Raw genomic sequence first — 21,510 nt, 5'->3', positions numbered from 1 at the left:
TTTATTAGTGGGCAACAAAAACTATGCCTTTAGATTTTTGATTCTTGCAATTAGCGGAGGATGCGAATAATGCATAAAAACATAAGCAGGATGGGGGGTAAGGTTACTTAAACTATTCTTGGAAAGTTTTTTAAGAGATGTTATTAAAGGTTGGGCTGCATAGGTGGTTTTTGCATAATCATCAGCTTGATATTCAAACTTTCTGGAAATAAAGTTCATGGCCAGTCCTGTAATTTCTGATATAGGTGAGTATAAAATTCCAAAACCAACAAGTGCTGCGTAAAAACTTGGTTGAGAAACCCCTATTGCCATTGAAACTTCAGGATTGTTAACGAATAAGGACAGTACAAAGAGTGTGATGCCCAAGGTAGCAATTGATGCAAAGAGGTTAAAAATAATATGCTTTCGTTTATAATGGCCTACTTCATGTGCCAAAACCGCAACAATTTCATCTTCCTCTAAATCATTGATCAATGTATCATAAAGAGTGACTCTTTTTTCTCTGCCAAAACCAGAAAAGTAGGCATTGGCTTTGGTGGATCTCTTGGAGCCATCGATGACAAAGATATTCTTTAATTCAAAGCCCACTTTTTGTGCATACGCCTCTATACTACTCTTTAAACTTCCTTCCTCCAAGGGAGTTTGTTTATTAAAAAGAGGAACTATAAGTTTGCTATAAAATAGATTCATGAAAATGGTAAAGAATGCTATAATTCCCCACGCATACAGCCAAAAATCGGGGCCAGCAGTTTGGTAAAACCAGATAACCAACGCCAAAATACCCCCACCTAAAACAGCCATCATTAACCATCCCTTTATTTTGTCAAGAAAAAACAATCTTTTAGTGGTTTTATTAAACCCAAATTTTTCTTCTATCACAAAAGTTTGATAATAGGAGAATGGTGTTGAAACAATATCACTGCCAATCATTATTATACCAAAGAACAATAGAGCCATTAATATGGGATGGTATGTGGTTTCCCTAACCAGGGAATCTACCCATTCAAAACCTCCAAAAATTAAAAAGGATAGGGTTAAGACCAAAGAGAAAGAAGAGGTCAATAAACCATACCTGTAATTTGTTTTTTTGTAGGCTTGGGATTTAAGATATTCTTTATTGTCATATACGTCATCAAGCTCTTTGGGAACGGGTTCATTGTATCTTTTGTAGTTTAGATAATCCAAAAAAGTGTCCAATAAAAACTGAATGATTAAAATGATGATGATGATATAAAACAGGGAGCTTTTTTCCATAAAGTTAAATTGAAAAGAAAAGGTTCTTACTGGATTTTTCTTTGTCGTTTTGCTTCAAAGATAAGTATTGCAGCGGAGACGGAAACATTCATGGAATCTATTTCCCCTTCCATGGGAATGATTACATTTTGGGTGGAATTTTCCAGCCAGGTATCCGTAAGCCCCGTTGACTCTGTTCCAACCACCAATGCGGATGCTTCCTTGAAATTTACCTCTAAATAGTTTTTGGACGCAGTCAACGCTGCACAATAAATGGCAATGTTTTTTTCCTTAAGATAGGAAATTAGCTCTTGGGTTGTTCCTGTACCAATATTTCTGGTGAAAACGCAACCTACACTGGAACGTATTATATTGGGGTTATATAGATCTGTCTTAGGATTGGCTATGAATACCGTATCTACATTAGCAGCATCCGCGGTTCTGAGCAATGCACCTATATTTCCAGGTTTTTCGGGAGCTTCCGCAACTAAAATTAGTGGTGCCTTATTTTTAAATTGTATTGTTTTTAGTTCATGTGACTTAGCTTTTGCAATTGCCAAAACACCTTCTGTTGTTTCACGATACGCTATTTTTTTATATACTTCTTTTGAGATTTCAATGATATCTGGTTTGCCGGAAAATGATTCTATAAGAGCATTAATTTCATTAAGGGAAACAATAGAGGGCTCAAAAAAAACTTGTTTCACCTCGTAGCCACCCTTTAGAGCCAGTTGAAACTCACGTAATCCTTCAAGAACAAAAAGACCTGTTTTTCTTCGTTCACGGGACTTTTCTTTAAGTAAAATTATATTTTTAATCAGCTTGTTCTGTGTACTGCTAATATGAATTGGGCTTTTCATTGTTTAAGAATAGGTTTACCTGTAAACTTAATAATTTCTAATCGACAAAGATAGAAACCTAAACGAATGATCATGAAGAATCTAACAGTACTTGTTTTATCTCTGTTTATTTTAAGTTGTAACCAAAAAAAAGAAACTAAGGATAGTGAGCAGTCCAAAGAGGAAGAGACTAATGTGTCTATTTATCCAGATAAATTAATAAAGGTATTCAAATCACATGGTGGGTTGCAGAAATGGAAAGAGAAAAGGACGTTGTCCTTTGATATTGATAAGCCTGAAAATCCCGAAACACATATTGTCGACTTATTTTCCAGAAAGGATAAAATAGAAACTAGGAATTATACTATGGGATTTGATGGTGGCCAAGTATGGTTATTGGATGGAAAAGAAAGCTATAAGGGAGACCCCGTATTTTACCATAATTTAATGTTCTACTTTTATGCTATGCCTTTTGTTTTGGCAGATAAAGGCATTGTATATGGAGAAACGGAAAACCTGAGTTTTGAGGGTAGGGAATATCCAGGGATTAGTATTTCGTACAGTCAAGGAATAGGAACTTCGTATAAGGATGAATATTTTATACATTATAACCCAGATACATATCAAATGGAATGGTTAGGTTATACAGTTACTTACAGAACTGGTGAGAAATCTGATAACATTAAATGGATTCGATATAATGACTGGCTGAGGGTTGATGGGGTTGAACTGCCCAAATCCATTACTTGGTATAAGTATGAGGGAAAGAACATAAAAGAGGCAGTAAACACTGTTTCTTTTGAGAATGTATCTCTATCTGTAGATAAAATGCCAGTGCACTTTTATGAAAAGCCAGAAATGGCAAAGGTAATAGAGGGCAAGGTTCAAATGTAGAGGATTAAAAAAAGGCTGCCATTTTGTGGCAGCCTTTTTTCTATATTTTTGGTTTGTTATTTGCCGGTATACTTGCCCATATACCTTTTCCACAATTCTGTTTGGTGTGTTTCCAAAGAAATATTTCTTCCATCTATAAAGGCATGGCTCAATATATTGGTGCGCATATCCAAGGCATCGCCTTCAGAAATAAACAAGGTGGCACTTTTGCCTACTGCCAAAGTTCCATAATTGGCATCAATACCCAGTATTTTAGCAGTGTTTCCTGTTAACATTTGTAATGCCTTTTCCTTATCCATTCCTTGACCTACAACTTGACCCGCATAAAAAGGTAAATTCCTTGTTTGGAAATTTTCTGCATGTGCATTTTGCAAACCGACCGTAAGTCCGGCATCCATCAATAATTTGGGTAATTTATAGGGATAATCATAATCATCGTCATCAAAATTGGGAAGGTCATGGGTGTAACCCACTAAAACGGGAATATTATTTTCTTTTAGAAAACCGCTAATTTTAGGGGCTTCATAACCGCCGATTAATACAATTTCGGGTATCCCTGTATTCTTTAGAGTAGAAATGGCATCTATAATCTCTTTTTCTCTTTCTGCATAGACATATAGTTTTTGTGTGCCATTAAAAAGCCCTTGCATGGCTTTAAAAGCCAAGTTCATTTCATTGGAAGAGCCCGTGCCATAGGCTTTTGAACTATTGAAAAAGTCCACCACTTCATTTAATTGTTTTTGATAGTCTTTATTGGGGCTTAAACCTCTTGGTTCTCCCAGCCACCAACGCCCTCTTCTATAAGCACTGGGCCAATTAAGATGAATGCCATCATCAACTTTAATGGCGGCATCTTCCCAGTTCCAAGCATCAAATTGTACAATGGACGAGGTACCAGAAATTCGTCCACCTTGCGGAGCAATTTGACCTATAAGAACCCCGTTGGGCCTCATGCTTTCTACTACTTTTGATTCTGCATTATAGGCAATTAAGCTTCTCACATGAGGAATAAAATCTCCAATTTCATCTTGGTCATCACTTGCCCTAACTGCATCTACCTCCAATAAACCTAAAGATTTGGCAGGAGCAATGAATCCGGGATATACATGTTTGCCAGATGCATCTATAATAGTTCCTTTGGTAGAAATAGAACTGCCCAAGGCCGTTATTTTACCATCTTCAAAAACCAACGTACAGTTTTCCACAATGGTTCCGTCCCCAATATGGGCTGTGGCCCCGGTTATGGAAATAGTTTCTGTTTGTTTGTCTGCTGGTGTTTGTTGTGCATGGAACTTTCCTATTAATCCTAATAGTATAATAATGAATATGTACTTTGTTTTTTTCATCTTCTTCTTATTTTATAAACTATCGCAATGAAAAGTTTCTTTTTTGCTTTGTCTAGGGCCTTGGGTTTTTCCACCGCCATTTTTTTCTTTTAACATCATATTGACCAAAATAGTTCTCTCTTTTTTTATCGCTTCCCGTTGTTGCCTGTCTTTTTGCAAATCAAAATAAATGGTTCCTTCTATCATGGTTTTTTCAGCTTTTGCATATACAGATAGAGGATGGTCTGTCCAAAGCACCAAGTCTGCCACCTTGCCTTCTTTTATACTGCCGACCTTATCATCAATATGTAATAGTTTAGCAGGGTTCAGAGTAACTGTTTTCCATGCTTCTGTTTCTGACAATCCACCATATTTAACCGTCTTGCCAGCTTCTTGGTTTAATCTTCTTGACATTTCCGCATCATCACTGTTAATGGCAACTGTAACCCCCTGACTGTGCATGATGGCCGCGTTATAGGGAATGGCATCATTTACTTCATATTTATAAGCCCACCAGTCGCTAAAGGTGGAACCGCCAACACCATGTTCTGCCATTATATCGGCAACTTTATATCCTTCCAAAATATGGGTGAAAGTGTTTACCTTAAACCCGAATTTTTCTGCCACCTTCATCATCATGTTAATTTCGCTTTGTACATAGGAATGGCAACTGATAAATCGCTCACCGTTCAAGATTTCTGCCAATGTTTCCATTTCCTCATCATATCTATAAGACTTGCCACTTTTTTTCTTGGCATCATATTCTTTTGCCATTTGAAAATAATTGGTGAATACCTGCTCAACTCCCATTCTTGTTTGTGGAAATCGGCTAAAACTTTGCCAATTGGATTGCTTGACATTTTCTCCCAAAGCAAATTTTATGAATTTGGGAGAATTTGGATAAATCATATTATCGGCACTTTCTCCCCATTTTAATTTAAGAATAGCAGAACGACCTCCAATGGGATTGGCAGAACCGTGAAGTAATTGTATGGTGGTAACTCCACCAGCTAAATCCCTGTATATTCCCATATGTTCCGGGTCTACGACATCGGTCATTTTTACCTCCGCTGAAGAATTGTGCCCAGCCTCGTTTATTGCCAAAGCTGCAATATGCGAATGCTCATCTATAATGCCTGCTGTTAGGTGTTTGCCGGTCGCATCTACGACGATAGCATTGCCACCATTCAAATTAGATCCAATTTTTACAATTTCACCATTTTTTACAAGTACATCGGTGTTTTCCAAAACCCCGGCATCTTCACCAGTCCAAACAGTGGCATTTTTAAACAAGGTGTTTTGTGATTTTGGTTTGCTTGTATACCCATAACCAACGTTTGGAAAGGTAATTGGCAACACTTCTGGTGCTTCTTTCTTTTTTTCTTCTTTTTCCTTTTTTTGGAAAGCACTGGTTTTAATTGCTTTAAAAGTAGACTCGGAACCATTGGGCATAACCAATTTACCGCTTAGGTTGTCAGATTTTTTTAATACCAAGCCAGTCATACGATAGGGTTTGTCTTCCGAATCCGTAAAAGAAAAATCCAACCAATCGTCTTTGTAAGCCAATTTTCCTTTTAGTTTTATAGTATCTTGCTTTATGTCAATCTTTGGTTTGGATGGTTCCCCTGTTATGGAAAGATTATAGGTTAGTCCACCAACGGATAAATCATAGTCCCCACGGATATCTTTTATGTTTTTATCATTTATAACATTTTTAGTGCCCTGCACCCAGTTTTCATAAAGGGTGGTTTCTTTTTCAAATATATCTCCTGAGGTTATTAAGAAATTGGCATAACTACCGGATTGCAAGGTTCCTATTGTACTGGATTTTCCCAGAATAGATGCAGGAACAGTTGTTAATGCTTCTAAAGCTTTAGTTTTTGGAAGCCCATATTCAATGGCTTTTAGTAGGTTGCCTTTGAATTTCGAAGGTGATTTTAAATCGAACAACGTCAATGAGAACGTAATTCCATTTTCTGCAAGCACTTTTGGGTTAGATGGAGCTTGGTTCCATTTTCTCATATCTTGTAAAGTGACCAAATCCTCATTATAAGGATTGGAAACATCGTAAGCCTCTGGAAAATTTATGGGAACTATTAATTTGGCATTTGTCGCTTTAATGTCAGCAATGTTCTCATATTCATTTCCACCTGCTAAGATTGCATATTGAACATTGTTTGCATCACCTATTTTATCGGCCCTTAAAACATTGTTTTTATCCTTGGCTTCAAAAATCTGTAGCAGCCCTTTGTTTGCAAGCAATGCTTCAATGGAACGATCCTTGGTAGTGGAATTACCTTTGGCATACCAGTCTGCATCAGAATAGAATTGACGGAGCAGGGCGGTAGCCCCCATTAAGGAAGTGGGATACGATTGTCTTTTGGCAATACTTTTGGTAAAGGAGAAATGCTGAGCAGATTTAGCATCTAAAACTCTTTCTCCATCGGTGCCACTTGCATTCAAAGTAACCAGAACTCCGGCACCTCTGGCAATACCATCTTGTATATGAGAGTTTACGACCCCGAAACCTGCATCCCGAAGCTCTTTAGCCTTTTTGTCATCATATTTAAAAACGCTTATTGCATTATTTTCTGGCATTATATGATCATTCCAATAAAACCCTTCTCTACTGGGTTCATATTGAGCAGACCTGCCACCTCCAGATGCGCGTTTGGGTTTGTCCACTCCAAAATCAGAATAAATATCAATAAAGGAAGGGTAAATGGATTTTCCTTCTAAATCCAAGGTAACAGAATTTTTAGGAATGGTAACAGACTTACCTACTTGTGCCACTTTTCCATTTTGGATAAGTAATGTGGCATTGTCCAACACTTGTGTTGGGGTTACATAAATTTTAGCATGTGTAAATGCTGTGTAATTGTTGTTTTTTGATTTTACTCCATCATTTTTTGGAAAATAATCTTGAGCAAACAAAGAAACACCGCACCAAAGCATGGTGAGCAGTAGAAATTTCATTTTCATTTTGAGTGTAATTAAGTTAATTAGCCTTTCTAAAGATAAGAGAAGTGGTGAAAATATAACAATATCACCGCCTTTTTTATGGGTATAACTTTTTAAGGTTTAAAAATTGCTTATATGGAAATATTTAGGTGCCCTTTTGTATGATATGCTATGAGCAAATCAACCACGCCGCCATAACTTTTTATACCTTCTTTTTGACTGTTGGCCTTTAAAAAGGAACTGTAGAATTTTTTGATATAAGGCTCCAAAGGATTTTCATATTTTTTATTATTTTCCACAGATTCTTGATAGTTCCTAAAAATACCACTATTGATAGTACTACTTATTTTTTGGAAAGCAGAAATATCTCTCAACTTAATACGTATAAGACAATCATTAAGAATATTTGTCAGTGCGGAATATTTAAAATATTTATCTTCTTGATTGATAGCGGCCAAAAAACCAATGAAACTTGCCTCATTTTCTGCGGCATAGCCAATTTGGTGGGCAACTTCGTGTGAGGCAACATAGGGAAAATAATAGGGAGTAATATTGGTATTGACCTGGGCTTCTAATGTAAAGGGATTTAAATGTCCAGAAGTTCCCATATAGGATAAAGGAGTGCTAAACAATGATTTTTTAATGCTTTGGGGTGTGTAGGGCTTAAATAAAGGATTTTCTTCCATTGCCTTATATCCATCCCTTGTTCTACTTAAAATTTCTTCATTGGTATAGGGAACTACAACCGCTTTGGAGGTATCTGCCATTATGGAAAATTGTAGCTTGTTGGTTTTATCTATGATAGCTTCAGTGAAAGATATTAAGTCCTCATCTGTATATTCCCAACCTTCTGTAATTCCCAGTTTTTCTTTTACCGGAATTCTATAATAATTTAACCCCCATAGTATGTTAAAAAAGAAATAGGCGATAGAGAGGACAAAAAAGATGTTTCTAATAAATGTCTTTGGTTTTGAACGAGTATATCTCCATTTAATGATAGCATAACGAACTACTAAAAAGATTAAACTTGCTATTATAATGTCTCCAATCGAAAAAGGAATCCATCCAAGAAGTGCACGAAAGATTTTTGAAATAATGGGATAAATTCCATTACTGTAATATTTCTCAACAAGTGCAGGGTAGCCACCAAGCCATTTCACCAAAATTATTTGGGGGATTAAGGATAGGGCAATGTAATTTTTAGTCCGACTGTTCATCTTTCCAAAAATAGCCAATAAATCCTGATGGTTTCTGGGCAATACTTTATTTTTGGCATCAACTTAACATTCTATGAGTAAAGAAATCCGTCAGTTAAAGCCTAAAGAAGTGTGGAACAAGTTTGCAGATTTAAATGCAGTCCCAAGGCCGTCGAAAAAAGAGGAAAGGGTAATTCAATTTATGTTGGATTATGGAAAGGCTTTAAGTATGGAAACCTTTAAGGATGAGGTAGGAAATGTCATAATTAGAAAGCCGGCAACCACCGGGATGGAAACAAAAAAGATGATTACCCTACAATCCCATTTGGACATGGTACATCAAAAAAATGCGGATACCAATTTTGATTTTGATGCGCAAGGTATTCAAATGTATGTGGATGGTGACTGGGTAAGGGCAAGAGGAACTACTTTAGGAGCAGATAATGGGTTGGGGGTAGCAACAATAATGGCTTTGTTGGAAAGTACGGATATACCACACCCAGCTCTTGAAGCTTTGTTCACGATTGATGAAGAAACAGGAATGACTGGCGCAATGGGATTAAAAGCAGGTGTTCTTAAAGGTGAAATATTGCTCAATTTGGATACAGAGGAAGATGACGAATTGGATATTGGCTGTGCTGGAGGAATAGATGTTACTGCAATAGGGGAATATGTAGAAGAAAAGGTTCCGAATAATACCATTGCATACCAACTTACTATAAAAGGATTAAATGGAGGTCATAGCGGAATAGAGATTCACAAAGGATTGGGAAATGCCAATAAAATAATGAATCGGTTATTGTATAATGCAATTGAAAAATTTGAAATCGGAATTAATGAAATCAAAGGGGGAGGGTTAAGAAATGCCATTCCCAGAGAAAGTTTTTCAAAAATTGTGGTTGATGCGTTAAGTAAGAACGATTTTGAAACAAGTATTGCCGAATGGAGCATTGCCATAAAAAAAGAACTTTCTATTATGGAACCGGATTTATCCATTGCTTTGAACATAATCAATGTTCCAGAAAAAATAATGAAGTTGGATGCCCAAGTTAAATTGGTAAAAGCGATTTATGCTGCGCCAAATGGGGTGTATGCCATGAGTGCTTCTATCCAAGATTTGGTAGAAACATCTAACAACCTAGCTAGGGTAGAGGTGAAGAACGGGACGATACATATTGGGTGTTTAACTCGTTCCTCTGTAGATACAGCTAAGTTGGATTTGGCCAATTCACTAAAGTCGGCATTTGAGTTGGCTGGATACACAGTAAGTTTTGGCGGAAATTATCCTGGGTGGAATCCAAACCCCAATTCTGATATTTTAAAAGTGCTTGAATCGCAATATGAGATTCTTTTTAACGAAAAACCAAAAGTGGCTGCCTGCCATGCAGGATTGGAGTGTGGTATTTTAGGACAAAACTATCCAGATATGGATATGATCAGTTTTGGTCCTACAATAGAAGGAGCGCACTCGCCAGATGAACGAGTGAGTATATCCTCCGTTCAAAAATTTTGGAAATTTGTTCTTGAAATTCTTAAGAATATCCCAGAAAAATAAGACCTTATTATTTTGTGTACTCTGGGTTGTTTTTTTTAATTTCTGCTCTAACCATAGTACCAGATTGGGTTAAGTCATCTGCACTCCACCCACCGAGAGTACTCGCGTTGGGTTTTAAAGCTGCTGCTAATTCTTCTTTGTCGGCAATGGACCAGTTACACCAGGATATTTTATGTTGATCCAGAAAATCCCACCAAACATTGGCTTCCGCCTCATCAATGGATTCGTCACCAGTAGCTTGTGTTACTCCGTATTCGGTTACAAACAAAGGAATGTCGTTATTTAGTGCCAATTGGGCAATGTCCCTTAGTTCTTGTTTATGTGTGGCCGCATAGTAATGTAATGTGTAGGCCACATTGGCATCATCTATTTTGTTTCCTATGACTTCATCTACCCTTTGTGACCAAGTTCTGGTACCGCAAACCACAATATTATCAGGGTCATGTTCCCTAATTGCTGCTATCACTTCTTCGTGATAAGGTTTTAGTGTTGCACTCCATGAAACATCAAGAGGCTCATTGTAAGGTTCGTAAATAATGTTGGGATGGTGGCCATATTTTTCTGCAACTTCGGCAAAAAAAGCTTTTGCCTCTGTAACATAATCTTCGGCGTGGTGGCTATGCCAATCCACTAAAACATAGATACCTTCTTCTATGGCTGCATCAATTACTGTAAATATTTTTTGTTTTTCTACTTCGGGGTTTGCTATATATCCATTTCCTCCTTCTTCTACTGCCAATGCCGCTCGTACTATATTACATTGCCAATCGTCTTTTAACCACTTAACAACCTCAGGAGTATAATATTTGCCGATCCATTGACTCCAAAAAAATGACATGCCCCTTAATTGAACGGGATTTCCATCTTTATCAACTATATTGGACCCATCCACACTTAATTGCCCATACTGTTCCACGGCAGAACTAAATACCGTTGTTCCATTTTCTTCTTCTTCTTCTTCTTCATTTTCAGAACTATGCTCCTCGGATAGTTCTTGCTCTTGCTCTTGCCCCGAATCGTCGTCTGAAGAGGAAGAACAAGCTGAATATCCTAAGAATAAGACTAGCATCAATAAAACTGGTATTGACTTCTTCATGTTTTTATAAAATGAATTAAATAAAACGGGTGTTAAAAGCTTACTCTACTATTTCAATATCAAAAACCAAATCAGAGTTTCCTGGAATTGGCCCATAATCACGCTCTCCATATCCTAAATATGGCGGTATAAATACTCTAATTTTATCTCCTACTTTCATGGTAAGCAATCCTTCCCTAAAACCGGCCGCCAATTGGGCTTCTGGGCTATAATCCATTGGCGACGGGGATAAATTTCCTCTATGCATTTGCTTTATTTTTTCAAGCATCCCAAATTTTTCAGCAACGATTTCATCACTAGTATCAAATAAGGTACCATCTTCTAGCCATCCTGCGTAATTTACCAAGACTTTTTGGCCAATTTGTGGTTTTTCTCCTGTACCCTCTGTTACTTTATATATTTTAAGCCCAGAAGGCAATGTTTCCGCCGCTTCTTTTTGCTGGGCCACTTTTGCCAAGAAATCCGACTTTATCTTTTCCATGGCCTTGGAAGCCAATTCTTCTTCAGCAAAATAATCTGTCATAATCTGCACGGCATCAAATTTTTTTGCTTCCTTCCCATTTCTAATGATTTCTACCGTATTCATTACCACATCTGAAGTTGGTTTGTTACTTCCTTGTGCAACAACAACGTTGGCAATGGTGTCCAATACTCCTATTCCTTCAACTACTTCTCCAAAAACACTATGTTTATTGTTTAGCCATGGAGTTTCCTTATGGGTAATGAAAAATTGACTTCCATTACTGTTGGGTCCAGGGTTTGCCATGGATAAAATTCCTTTTTTACTGTGTGCAAGAGAATCATGAAATTCATCTTTAAATTTATATCCAGGTCCACCAGTTCCATTGGCCAATGGGTCACCCCCTTGAATCATAAAATCCTTCATTACCCTATGGAAGATAAGTCCATCATAATATTTCTTTCCCTTGAACTCATCAGAAACAAAAGGACTATTTCCTTCAGCCAATGAAACAAAATTGGCCACGGTCAATGGAGTTTTATTATGCTCCAATTTTAATATAATATCCCCTTTGTTCGTATGTATTCCTGCGAATACACCATCTCCTAAATCTGCATGTTTACTAGATTTACAGGCTGCCAAAGTCAATACAAGGGATAGGAATAGGATGTATGTTTTTTTCATTTCTATTTTATGTTTTAAATTCAATTTTGGATACTATCTTTTTGTTTTTCTATTTGTAATATTGATATGGTACTTCTTACGGGAACGTTTGTTCCTATTTTGTTATTGTCCCCATGATAACCATATGCCATTGATGACGGGAACAAAAAAGTAGCAGTTTCTCCTTCTTTTAGTATTTTAACACTATTTCTAAGACCAGGGAAAAGGTCTTCTTGTTTATCAACTAGGTAAGTAAGATTGCCAATTTCTTCTTTGGTATAGATTGTATCATTGTCAAAACTTACCAGATTATAATTTAGGGCTACCATATCACCCATTTTTGGGGTGTATTGTGCCGTATCATTCTTTACCAAATAATGGAACCATGACCCATCTGAAGTATTTTGATAAAAATGCAAGGAATCTTTTTTAATGATTTCGGAAATCATTTTTTCTTCCATTTCCAACATTTTTTTATTTCTCTCCACAGATTCCTTGATATAACTTGCAGTTTTTACCTTAACTGGTTTTCTGGGTTCTGGACCTCCACAGGCAAGAAAAATAATACAGGCAATACCTGCTATGAAATGCTGTTTTTTCATGCGATTAACTCATCTTTATATTGTTCTAACAACTTCCTAAAATACGAAGTGGTTTCTTCTAGGGATCCATCACTTTTTCCTCCGGCCGCATTGTTGTGTCCACCTCCTTGAAAATATTTTCTTGCAAACTCATTCACGGAAAAATCACCCTCTGACCTAAAAGATATTTTTATGATTTTTTCTTCTTTGTTTTCAATAAAGATAACCGCAAGTTGAATGCCTTCTAGTGTGAGTCCATAATTTACAATACCCTCGGTATCTCCTTTTTTATATTCGTATGTGTCCAATTCTTCTTGAGAAAGGGTAATGTAAGCTGTACCGTATTCTTGTAAAATAACCATATTCTTTAGGGCGCAGCCCAAAAGGTGCAGTTTGCTGGGAGAATTGGTGTTGAACACTTTATTGTGAATCATTGTATTGTTTGCCCCAAGTTCAATTAGTTTGGATACAACGGTATGTGTTCTACTTGTAGTTGAGGAATACTTAAAGGAGCCGGTATCCGTCATTATGCCCGTGTATATGCAATTGGCTATTTCTGGAGTGATTTTATCCAAATCGCCTAAAAATTCTATGAAGTTATATACCATTTCACAGGTAGAGCTCATACTAACATCGGAATACATAATTTTTGCATAATCTGATGGTTCTTGATGGTGGTCAATCATAATAAAAGTGGCAGATGCTTCTTCCAACAAAGGTTGCAATTGTCCAATTCTTCCCAAGTGGTTAAAATCCAATGTAAAAATTAATGTAGCTTCCTCAATTAGTTTTTTTGCTCCTATGGAGTCACTTTCAAAATTTACAATTTTATCGTTGCCGGGCATCCATTTCAAAAAACCAGGATAATCATTTGGCGAAACAATAGTTGCTTGTAACCCATGATTATTTAAATAATGCCATAATCCCAGTGTAGAGCCAATAGCATCTCCATCTGGGTTTTTATGAGGTATGATAACGATTTTTTGTTCTTTGGAAAGTAGCTTCTTAGCGACCTTTATGTCCTCTAAATTCATGCATCCAAAGATACAATTTTATAGCATAGTCATATAACCATGCTTTTTATTTTTGATGGTAAAGTGTTGAACGTGTTTATTTGCACTGTGACCATAACTGTATCCATATTGTTGTAGGTTGAATACATATAATGTATTTTTGCGCAAAATTTTATGAAATGATTACAAACAGAACCTTTACAATGATTAAGCCCGATGCTGTCGAAAACGGGCATATTGGAGCTATTTTAGAGAAAATAACTTCTGCTGGTTTTAAGATAGTGGCTATGAAATATACTCAATTGAGCAAGAGAGATGCGCAAGAGTTTTATGCCATCCATAAGGAGCGTCCTTTTTATGGTGAGTTGGTAGATTTTATGACTAGAGGCCCAATAGTGGCGGCTATTTTAGAAAAGGAAAATGCTGTTGAGGATTTTAGGGCATTGATAGGTGCTACCAATCCTGCAGAAGCTGCCGACGGAACCATAAGAAAATTGTTTGCAACGGATATTGCGGAAAATGCGGTTCATGGTTCTGATAGTGATGAGAATGCAGCTATAGAAGGAGCTTTTCATTTTTCAGGCAGGGAAGTTTACTAAGAAATTAAAACTATTAATATTGAGAAGCTGTCCAATGGGCAGCTTTTTTTGCTATCTAAGCACCAGTTTTTTAACCAATTCCTTTCCCAACTCCTCATTGAGCATGGTAATTATTTTAGATTTCCCATGACTTAGTTCCTCTCTTAAAACAGATGAGGACAAGGAAACAAATAAGGTGTCGTTTCTTAACTCAATAGCGGTCGTGTAATTGTTTACGCCATTACCCATTAAACTTTTCCAGGCATCACGAGCACTCACTTTGTCCAAGCCTTTTTCTAGTTTGTTCTTTTTAATGAACTCTTCTAAAGCACCACTTAATGGTATTGGTGTATTCTCTCTTTTTGCCATTATTTTTCTATGTTGATTGGCAGGAACCTTTTATAAATATATGTAACGTTTTCCTTATTCTTTACTGAAAAATGATTTTGAGAAACGTCAACAATCTGTTCCTCCCAGTCACTTAGATTGGTTTTGTAAAACATTATAAAACCATCCTTTGTTTCCAAAATTGTAAACTGTTCTGCATCATTGGAAGTTGAAAAAGTTCCATCAAACTTAGGGTGCATTTTTTTTCTATACCCTTTTAAGCTATTTATTTCAATATAATCCACAGACGTATTTACCTTATATTCTTTGGTAGTTCCGTCTGGGAAAGTTACAGTATCTATTTCCCAATACCCATTTAAATGTGTTAAATCCTCATGGGTTATTTTTTTTTGGGAACATCCTGTAAGAATTAAAATCAATAGTAGTAAACTAAACGGTCGCATTTTACAATTTAAAGATTTTATAGGATTGATGAATGTTTTTGACCACATTTTCGGTTCTGTCTGGATGTGTATCACTAATAAAAATCTGACCAAAGTGTTCGTTGTCAACTAAACTAACAATATGGGCAACCCTATTTTCATCTAATTTGTCAAAAATATCATCTAAAATTAAAATCGGAGTGGTTTGTGCCTGTTCTTTTATAAAATTGAATTGGGCCAGTTTTAAGGCAATTAAAAAGGATTTTTGCTGACCTTGACTGCCAAATTTTTTAATGGCATGGTCCTCTATCTTAAAATCAAGGTCGTCTTTATGTACTCCTACACTGGTATATTGCAAAGCCCTATCTTTATCAATGCTTTGTTCTAATAACGATTTTAAGTCAGTATGGAGCAGTTTAGTTTCATATGAAAGTGAAACTATTTCATTTTCTCCCGATATTGTAGCATATTGTTCCTTAAAAATTGGAATAAAAGTTTCTAAGAAGGCGGCACGTTTTTTAAAAATTTTGGTACCATAAGTGTTTAGCTGTTCATTATAAACTTCTAAAGTGGTTTTGTCAAAAGTTTGGTTAGCTACAAAGTATTTTAAAAGTGAATTCCGTTGTGTCAAAACCTTGTTATAGCTAATTAAGTCTTTTAAGTAGTTTTGGTCCGATTGTGAAATGACACCGTCCATAAACTTTCTTCGGGTATCACTTCCTTCCATAATGAGGTCCCTGTCTGCAGGGGAAATTATGACCAAAGGCAAAAAACCAATATGCTCGGAGAATTTTTCATAGGCCTTGCCATTTCTTTTTATCACCTTTTTCATGCCGCGTTTAAGGCTGCAGATAATTTTTTCTTCCCTATTATTTTTCTCAAACTCGCCATCGACTACGAAGAAGTCTGCACCGTGTTTAATATTTTGGGTAGCTACCGGATTAAAATAACTTTTGCCGAAAGAAAGATGGTAAATGGCATCCAAGGCATTGGTTTTTCCTACGCCATTATTGCCAACAAAACAATTGATTTTGGTATCGAATTCAAAATTTTGGGAATCAAAATTCTTATAATTAATAAGGGACAATTTTTTTAGAAACATTCAGAAGTAGCAATAGTTTATTTTCAATACCCAACGGGTAAGCTGCAAAATATCCAAAAATAACGAATAATTTACCTTTTGTTTTTGGATAAAAACTTTATTTTTGCCCGATTAATAAAATTAATAATGGCTACATACAAGAAGCGCGGATACAAACCTAAGAATAAAGCGGAAGAAATAGAGTTGGATGAACACAACAGTACAACGGCTGAGGTTTTTAGTACTTTGGACGAAAGCGCATCTAAAACAGAAGAATGGGTTTCTAAGAACCAAAATTATATTTTAGGAGTGATTGGTGTCATTGCTTTGGGTGTTTTGGCCTATTTGGCATATGTACAATTTGTACAAAAGCCCAAGGAAGCAAATGCAGCCAATGAAATGTATTATCCACAACAGTATTTTGATCAGGCTGTTAATGGAGCTGGAGCAGAAAGGGATTCCTTGTATACTATAGCCTTAAGAGGAGCAGATGGTAAATATGGGTTCTTGGATATTATTGAGGAATATAAAGGTACCAAAGCTGCCAATATTGCTACGTATTCCGCTGGGATGGCATATTTAAATATGCAGCAATATGACAATGCGATAGATTATCTAGAGGATTTTTCTTCGGATGATGCTATTTTAGGTGCCTTGGCAAAAGGGGGACTAGGAGATGCTTTTATGCAATTGAATCAGCCTGAAGATGCCCTGGACTATTATGAAAAAGCTATCTCCCACAATGTAAATGACTATACGACACCAAAATTTTTGTACAAAGCTGGTGTTGTTTCTTTAGATTTAGGTGAGAAAGAAAAGGCGTTGAAGTATTTTCAGCGTATAAAGGATGAATTTTCATCTTCTGATGAAGCCACGACTATTGATGTATTTATAGGGAAGGCAAAAAGTAACTAAACATGGCCACGGCTAACAAAAACTTATCGGTTTACGATAAAACAACGATCCCAAGCGCGAAAGATTTTCGGTTTGGGATTGTTGTTTCTGAATGGAATGCCAAAATAACCCAAGGCCTTTATGATGGAGCTATGGCTGCATTGCTAGACTGTGGGGCTAGAGAGGAGAATATAATCAAATGGAATGTCCCTGGAAGTTTTGAGTTGATATATGGTAGTAAAAAAATGATTGCTGACCTTGAAGTAGACGCAGTCATTGCCATTGGAAGTGTAATACAGGGAGAAACCAAGCATTTTGATTTTGTATGCAGTGCCACGGCACAGGGGATAAAAGACCTGAATGTGTTGCAAAATGTTCCTGTTATTTTTTGTGTGCTAACAGATAATACCATGCAGCAGGCTGTTGACCGAAGTGGGGGTATCCATGGAAATAAGGGTGCAGAAGCTGCTATTGCGGCAATAAAAATGGCTGCTTTAGGAAAATAGGAAGAGTTACATCATTTTTGCTTGTTAACAATTTTTAGCATGGAAGTCTCTATATTCCCTGCTATTTTGAGTATTTTTGGTTTTAGTCAAATCCCATATATTTTGAAAGGAAAACTCTTTAAACTAAAGAAAAACAATAGCTTTAAATACGTGCCTCGCTATTCTTCAGAAAAGAAAGAGGATAATATTTATAGTATTGATTCTAGGTTTGCAAAATACAGGGATACATCAAATTCTTTGGATGCCAGAAGACATTGGGCCGATGCCAGAAGAGCGGGGCGTACCAAGGGCAACAGGGAAATAAATATTAGATTGCTTATTATTACCGCCATATTGTTTTTTTTGGTTCTATGGTTTTTTGACTTTGACCTATCTATATTCTATAAAAAATAATGGCAGATATTATAAGACTTTTGCCAGACCATGTTGCTAATCAAATAGCAGCGGGAGAAGTTGTCCAGCGACCTGCCTCTGTGGTTAAGGAACTCATGGAAAATGCGATTGATGCTGGAGCAACATCCATTAAACTTATTATCAAGGATGGAGGAAAAGTTCTTGTGCAAGTAGTGGATAATGGCAAGGGAATGAGTGAAACGGATGCTCGCTTAAGTTTTGAACGGCATGCCACATCCAAAATACAAAGTGCAGAAGACTTATTTCAATTAAACACAAAAGGATTTAGGGGAGAAGCTTTAGCTTCTATTGCGGCTATTGCCCATGTAGAAATGCATACCAAACCGGAAAATGTGGAAATGGGTACGCATTTAAGAATTGAAGGAAGTAAAATTATTTTCCAAGAAGTTGCCGTAACGCCGTTAGGAACCTCGATTGCAGTAAAAAATCTTTTTTTTAATATACCTGCTAGGCGTAATTTTTTAAAGTCCAACCAAGTAGAACTTAGGCATATTACAGATGAGTTTCATAGGGTTGCTTTGGCCCATCCAAGTATCGGTTTTCATTTTTATAATAACGGAAGCGAATTGTTTAACCTGCCTGTTACAAATTTAAGGCAACGTATTGTTCATGTTTTTGGTGGAAGATTCAATGAGAAACTTGTTCCCGTGGCGGAGGAAACCCAAGTGGTTAAAATATCTGGATTCCTCTGTAAACCAGAGTTTGCAAAAAAAAGTAGGGGCGAGCAGTTTTTCTTTGTGAACAATAGATTTATAAAAAGCGCCTATTTAAACCATGCTGTGGTTTCTGCCTTTGAGGGTTTGATTAAGAATACTAATCATCCTGGGTATTTTTTGTATTTGGATGTGGACCCAAAGAGTATCGATATTAATATTCATCCTACAAAAACAGAAATAAAGTTTGATGATGAGCATACCGTATATGCCATTCTTAGATCAACACTTAAACATAGTCTAGGTCAATTCAATGTTGTGCCAGCCCTCGATTTTGAGCATGATAAAAATTTGGAAACTCCATACAATTATCAAAACAAAGAGGTGACACAGCCACATGTGGTGGTGGATGCTGGATTTAATCCATTTGCAGAAAGCGCTCAACAAAAAGGTTCTTTTTCAAAACCCTCCTATCAAAAAGAAAATACAAAAGGTTGGGAAAATATGTATGTGGGATTGGAATCCAAAGTTGGCAAAGAGACTAATTTTGATAATCTCACTTTTGAATCCGATGTTATAACGGGGGCCATTTTCAAGGAAAAAGAAGAACCTGAAACAGGAGTGGTTACTTTTCAATTAAGAAGAAAATATATAGTGACAACCATAAAGTCTGGCATGGTGGTAATTGACCAAACTAGGGCTCACCAACGGATATTGTATGAGAAGTTTTTAAAGAATGCCACTATAAAAGATGCGGTAAGTCAACAATTACTGTTTCCCTTGTCTCTTTCATTTTCTAAAAATGATATTTCTATCATTAAAGAAATTGAAGAAAATCTAATCGGCTTAGGTTTTGTTATGAATATTGTGGATCAGGACAAAGTGGAAATTACTGGATTGCCTTTGTTGGTCCCAGATACTGAGGCCTCTATGGTCTTGGAACAAATAGTGGCAGATTACCATATGGAAATTGAAGGGGACAGTTTTTCACAGACTGATGTTTTGGCAAAAAACCTGTCAAAAACACTTTCAGTTAAAACGGGTATGGTTTTGGATATAGAATCACAGCAGGCATTGGTAAATGATTTGTTCGCTTGTAAGGAGTCCAGGGTAAGTCCATTTAACAAACCTATATATATTACCATTACCGAAAATGATATTGATAAAAAATTTATTTAAATGAGGGGAATTACGGATACAGTAAAACATTTGATTATTATAAATGCCTTATTTTTTGTGGCAACCTCTTTGTATGGAGATCAAATGTACCAATGGTTTTCACTATGGTTTCCAAAAAATGAAAATTTTGGTTTGTGGCAAATACTATCACATATGTTCATGCATGGTGGGTTTATGCATATTTTGTTTAATATGTATGCGTTGTTTGCTTTTGGATCACCCCTGGAGCGAATGTGGGGACGAAATAAGTTTTTGTTTTTTTACTTTTCAGCCGGTATTGGTGCCGCTTTAATTCATACAGGTGTCAACTACTATTATTTTAATGAAGGAATGCAGGTTTTAATGGATTCTGGCATGGCTAAGGGACAGATTATGGAAATTGTATCTAATGGAAGGTATAGCCCAGATTGGTATAATTTGGCTTCTAAAAACACAATAGATAATTTTTTAAGCGCATATAGTACACCAGCTGTAGGTGCTTCAGGAGCAATATATGGTGTTCTGGTTGCCTTTGGAATGTCTTATCCTAATAGTGAATTATTCCTTATGTTTATACCTGTTCCAGTAAAAGCAAAATACTTCATACCTGTTTTAATAGGACTCGATTTATTTTCTGGGGTTACGGGCTATTCAATTTTTGGAGATGGTATTGCACATTTTGCCCATGTCGGGGGGGCTTTGTTTGGTTTTATAATGATGTGGTACTGGAAAAAGAACCAGTTTAACAATAAACGTTGGAATTAGAGTGGCGGGAGATTTAAAATATCAATTTGCACGACTCAATATTGCTGAAAAGCTTATTGCTGTTAATGTTCTGGTGTTTCTAGTGAGTGGAATTTTCACTTTTCTATTAGGATTGCCAGATAATAGTGTATCAAAGTGGTTTGAGCTTCCAAAAAATTTCATGGACTTTATAGGACAACCATGGTCCATTGTTACATATTCATTCTTTCATGGTGGATTTACCCACCTTTTTTGGAATATGTTGATGCTTTACTTTTCAGGAAGGATTTTCTTAAACTTGTTTGGTCCCAAAAAATTTATCAATGTCTATTTTTTAGGAGTAATAGTAGGAGGGATTGTTTTCCTTTTAAGTTACAATGTTTTTCCGGCTTTGGTAAGTGTAAATACGGTATTAATAGGTGCTTCTGCTGGAGTTACCGCTGTTTTAATATTTATTTGTGCCTATATTCCAAATCAGGAGGTTAGAGTATTCTTTTTTAATATTAAGCTATGGTATGTAGGTGCTTTTTTTGTGCTTATAGATTTAGTTCAAATTCCCTCTGGAGGAAATGTGGGTGGGCATTTGGCTCATTTAGGAGGTGCTCTTCTTGGATATATTTATGCTAGACAGTTGGCAAAAGGAAATGATATTGGCGAGGGATTTGAAAACTTCTTGAACGGGATAGCTAACATGTTTAAGAGAAAAGAAAAGAAGGCTCCCTTAAAAACAGTGTATCGTAAAGCAAAGACGGTAAAGAGGAACAAAGCCGATTATGATAAGGAAAGCCATCAAAGAAAGATAGATTCTATCTTGGATAAAATTAGTAAATCTGGATATGAAAGTTTATCAAAAGATGAAAAGGATTTCTTGTTCAAAGCTGGTAAGGAAAATTAAA

21 protein-coding genes are annotated in these 21,510 nt (G+C 36.4%); 9 read left to right on the top strand and 12 right to left on the bottom strand.

Annotated features, from left to right (window positions below; all coding sequences use genetic code 11):
* Nucleotides 1–21 precede the first annotated feature (21 nt).
* Together GGR42_RS13665 and GGR42_RS13660 are read right to left on the bottom strand one after the other, a co-directional pair.
* Nucleotides 22–1,254, bottom strand: coding sequence for a M48 family metallopeptidase (locus tag GGR42_RS13665; RefSeq protein ID WP_167965167.1), 1,233 nt, complete (start codon nucleotides 1,252–1,254; stop codon nucleotides 22–24).
* Nucleotides 1,255–1,280: 26 nt separating this feature from the next.
* A complete protein-coding gene (locus GGR42_RS13660) occupies nucleotides 1,281–2,093 on the bottom strand; it encodes a TrmH family RNA methyltransferase (protein ID WP_167965165.1) in 813 nt (270 codons plus the stop codon).
* 72 nt (nucleotides 2,094–2,165) lie between these two features.
* Here GGR42_RS13660 and GGR42_RS13655 point away from each other — a divergent pair, with 72 nt between their 5' ends.
* Entirely contained in the window at nucleotides 2,166–2,966 is an 801-nt protein-coding gene (locus tag GGR42_RS13655; RefSeq protein WP_167965163.1) for a DUF6503 family protein, read from the top strand.
* 56 nt (nucleotides 2,967–3,022) lie between these two features.
* Here the strand turns inward: GGR42_RS13655 and GGR42_RS13650 are convergent, their stop codons facing one another.
* The 3 genes from GGR42_RS13650 to GGR42_RS13640 all read right to left on the bottom strand — a co-directional run bounded on the left by GGR42_RS13650 (nucleotide 3,023) and on the right by GGR42_RS13640 (nucleotide 8,511).
* On the bottom strand, nucleotides 3,023–4,312 hold the full coding sequence (locus GGR42_RS13650; RefSeq protein WP_167965161.1) for an amidohydrolase family protein: 1,290 nt from the start codon (nucleotides 4,310–4,312) through the stop codon (nucleotides 3,023–3,025).
* A gap of 12 nt (nucleotides 4,313–4,324) precedes the next feature.
* Nucleotides 4,325–7,273 carry an amidohydrolase family protein gene (locus tag GGR42_RS13645; protein ID WP_167965152.1) on the bottom strand — a complete coding sequence of 983 codons (2,949 nt, stop codon included), beginning with the start codon at nucleotides 7,271–7,273 and terminating at the stop codon, nucleotides 4,325–4,327.
* 110 nt (nucleotides 7,274–7,383) lie between these two features.
* Nucleotides 7,384–8,511 (bottom strand): DUF3810 domain-containing protein, encoded by a 1,128-nt coding sequence (locus GGR42_RS13640; RefSeq protein ID WP_245201478.1) that lies wholly within the window; start codon nucleotides 8,509–8,511, stop codon nucleotides 7,384–7,386.
* Nucleotides 8,512–8,542: 31 nt separating this feature from the next.
* On the opposite strand from GGR42_RS13640, the gene GGR42_RS13635 reads away from it, so the two are divergent.
* A complete protein-coding gene (locus GGR42_RS13635) occupies nucleotides 8,543–10,003 on the top strand; it encodes an aminoacyl-histidine dipeptidase (RefSeq protein WP_167965150.1) in 1,461 nt (486 codons plus the stop codon).
* Nucleotides 10,004–10,010: 7 nt separating this feature from the next.
* Here GGR42_RS13635 and GGR42_RS13630 read toward each other — a convergent pair whose 3' ends face one another.
* From GGR42_RS13630 to GGR42_RS13615, 4 genes are read right to left on the bottom strand one after another with little or no spacing between them, the layout of a single operon-like run.
* A complete protein-coding gene (locus GGR42_RS13630; RefSeq protein WP_167965148.1) occupies nucleotides 10,011–11,099 on the bottom strand; it encodes a glycoside hydrolase family 5 protein in 1,089 nt (362 codons plus the stop codon).
* Nucleotides 11,100–11,139: 40 nt separating this feature from the next.
* A complete protein-coding gene (locus GGR42_RS13625; protein WP_167965146.1) occupies nucleotides 11,140–12,243 on the bottom strand; it encodes a peptidylprolyl isomerase in 1,104 nt (367 codons plus the stop codon).
* Nucleotides 12,244–12,263: 20 nt separating this feature from the next.
* Nucleotides 12,264–12,824, bottom strand: coding sequence for a gliding motility-associated peptidyl-prolyl isomerase GldI (gldI, locus tag GGR42_RS13620; RefSeq protein ID WP_167965144.1), 561 nt, complete (start codon nucleotides 12,822–12,824; stop codon nucleotides 12,264–12,266).
* Entirely contained in the window at nucleotides 12,821–13,837 is a 1,017-nt protein-coding gene (locus GGR42_RS13615; protein WP_167965142.1) for a DHH family phosphoesterase, read from the bottom strand. Before GGR42_RS13615 ends, gldI begins: the two co-directional genes overlap by 4 nt.
* A 158-nt stretch (nucleotides 13,838–13,995) precedes the next feature.
* Here GGR42_RS13615 and GGR42_RS13610 point away from each other — a divergent pair, with 158 nt between their 5' ends.
* Complete coding sequence (locus GGR42_RS13610; protein ID WP_167965140.1) at nucleotides 13,996–14,415, top strand: nucleoside-diphosphate kinase; 420 nt, start codon at nucleotides 13,996–13,998, stop codon at nucleotides 14,413–14,415.
* A gap of 51 nt (nucleotides 14,416–14,466) precedes the next feature.
* Here GGR42_RS13610 and GGR42_RS13605 read toward each other — a convergent pair whose 3' ends face one another.
* Genes GGR42_RS13605 through recF form a run of 3 tightly spaced genes read right to left on the bottom strand, consistent with a single transcriptional unit; the run spans nucleotide 14,467 to nucleotide 16,266 of the window.
* Nucleotides 14,467–14,763: a DUF721 domain-containing protein gene (locus GGR42_RS13605; RefSeq protein ID WP_167965138.1), complete on the bottom strand. Its 297-nt coding sequence runs from the start codon at nucleotides 14,761–14,763 to the stop codon at nucleotides 14,467–14,469.
* Complete coding sequence (locus GGR42_RS13600) at nucleotides 14,763–15,185, bottom strand: hypothetical protein (protein WP_167965136.1); 423 nt, start codon at nucleotides 15,183–15,185, stop codon at nucleotides 14,763–14,765. Before GGR42_RS13600 ends, GGR42_RS13605 begins: the two co-directional genes overlap by 1 nt.
* A 1-nt stretch (nucleotide 15,186) precedes the next feature.
* A complete protein-coding gene (gene recF, locus GGR42_RS13595) occupies nucleotides 15,187–16,266 on the bottom strand; it encodes a DNA replication/repair protein RecF (protein WP_167965134.1) in 1,080 nt (359 codons plus the stop codon).
* A gap of 126 nt (nucleotides 16,267–16,392) precedes the next feature.
* Between recF and GGR42_RS13590 the strand changes: the two genes are divergently transcribed.
* The 6 genes from GGR42_RS13590 to GGR42_RS13565 are packed head-to-tail and all read left to right on the top strand — an operon-like array spanning nucleotide 16,393 to nucleotide 21,509.
* Nucleotides 16,393–17,160: a tetratricopeptide repeat protein gene (locus tag GGR42_RS13590; protein WP_167965132.1), complete on the top strand. Its 768-nt coding sequence runs from the start codon at nucleotides 16,393–16,395 to the stop codon at nucleotides 17,158–17,160.
* A gap of 2 nt (nucleotides 17,161–17,162) precedes the next feature.
* On the top strand, nucleotides 17,163–17,645 hold the full coding sequence (gene ribH / locus GGR42_RS13585) for a 6,7-dimethyl-8-ribityllumazine synthase (protein WP_167965130.1): 483 nt from the start codon (nucleotides 17,163–17,165) through the stop codon (nucleotides 17,643–17,645).
* Between the two features lie 39 nt (nucleotides 17,646–17,684).
* Entirely contained in the window at nucleotides 17,685–18,038 is a 354-nt protein-coding gene (locus GGR42_RS13580) for a hypothetical protein (RefSeq protein ID WP_245201477.1), read from the top strand.
* Nucleotides 18,038–19,891: a DNA mismatch repair endonuclease MutL gene (gene mutL, locus GGR42_RS13575; RefSeq protein WP_167965128.1), complete on the top strand. Its 1,854-nt coding sequence runs from the start codon at nucleotides 18,038–18,040 to the stop codon at nucleotides 19,889–19,891. The genes GGR42_RS13580 and mutL overlap by 1 nt, the downstream gene beginning before the upstream one ends.
* Nucleotides 19,892–20,635 (top strand): rhomboid family intramembrane serine protease, encoded by a 744-nt coding sequence (locus tag GGR42_RS13570; protein WP_167965126.1) that lies wholly within the window; start codon nucleotides 19,892–19,894, stop codon nucleotides 20,633–20,635.
* 1 nt (nucleotide 20,636) lies between these two features.
* Nucleotides 20,637–21,509 carry a rhomboid family intramembrane serine protease gene (locus tag GGR42_RS13565; RefSeq protein WP_167965124.1) on the top strand — a complete coding sequence of 291 codons (873 nt, stop codon included), beginning with the start codon at nucleotides 20,637–20,639 and terminating at the stop codon, nucleotides 21,507–21,509.
* The last annotated feature ends 1 nt before the right edge of the window (nucleotide 21,510 follow it).

It is taken from the genome of Saonia flava (genome assembly GCF_011927795.1).
GTDB classification, from domain to species: Bacteria; Bacteroidota; Bacteroidia; order Flavobacteriales; family Flavobacteriaceae; genus Saonia; species Saonia flava.
The sequence above is the reverse complement of the archived record's forward strand: the minus strand, read 5'-3'. Positions and strand labels throughout refer to the sequence as shown.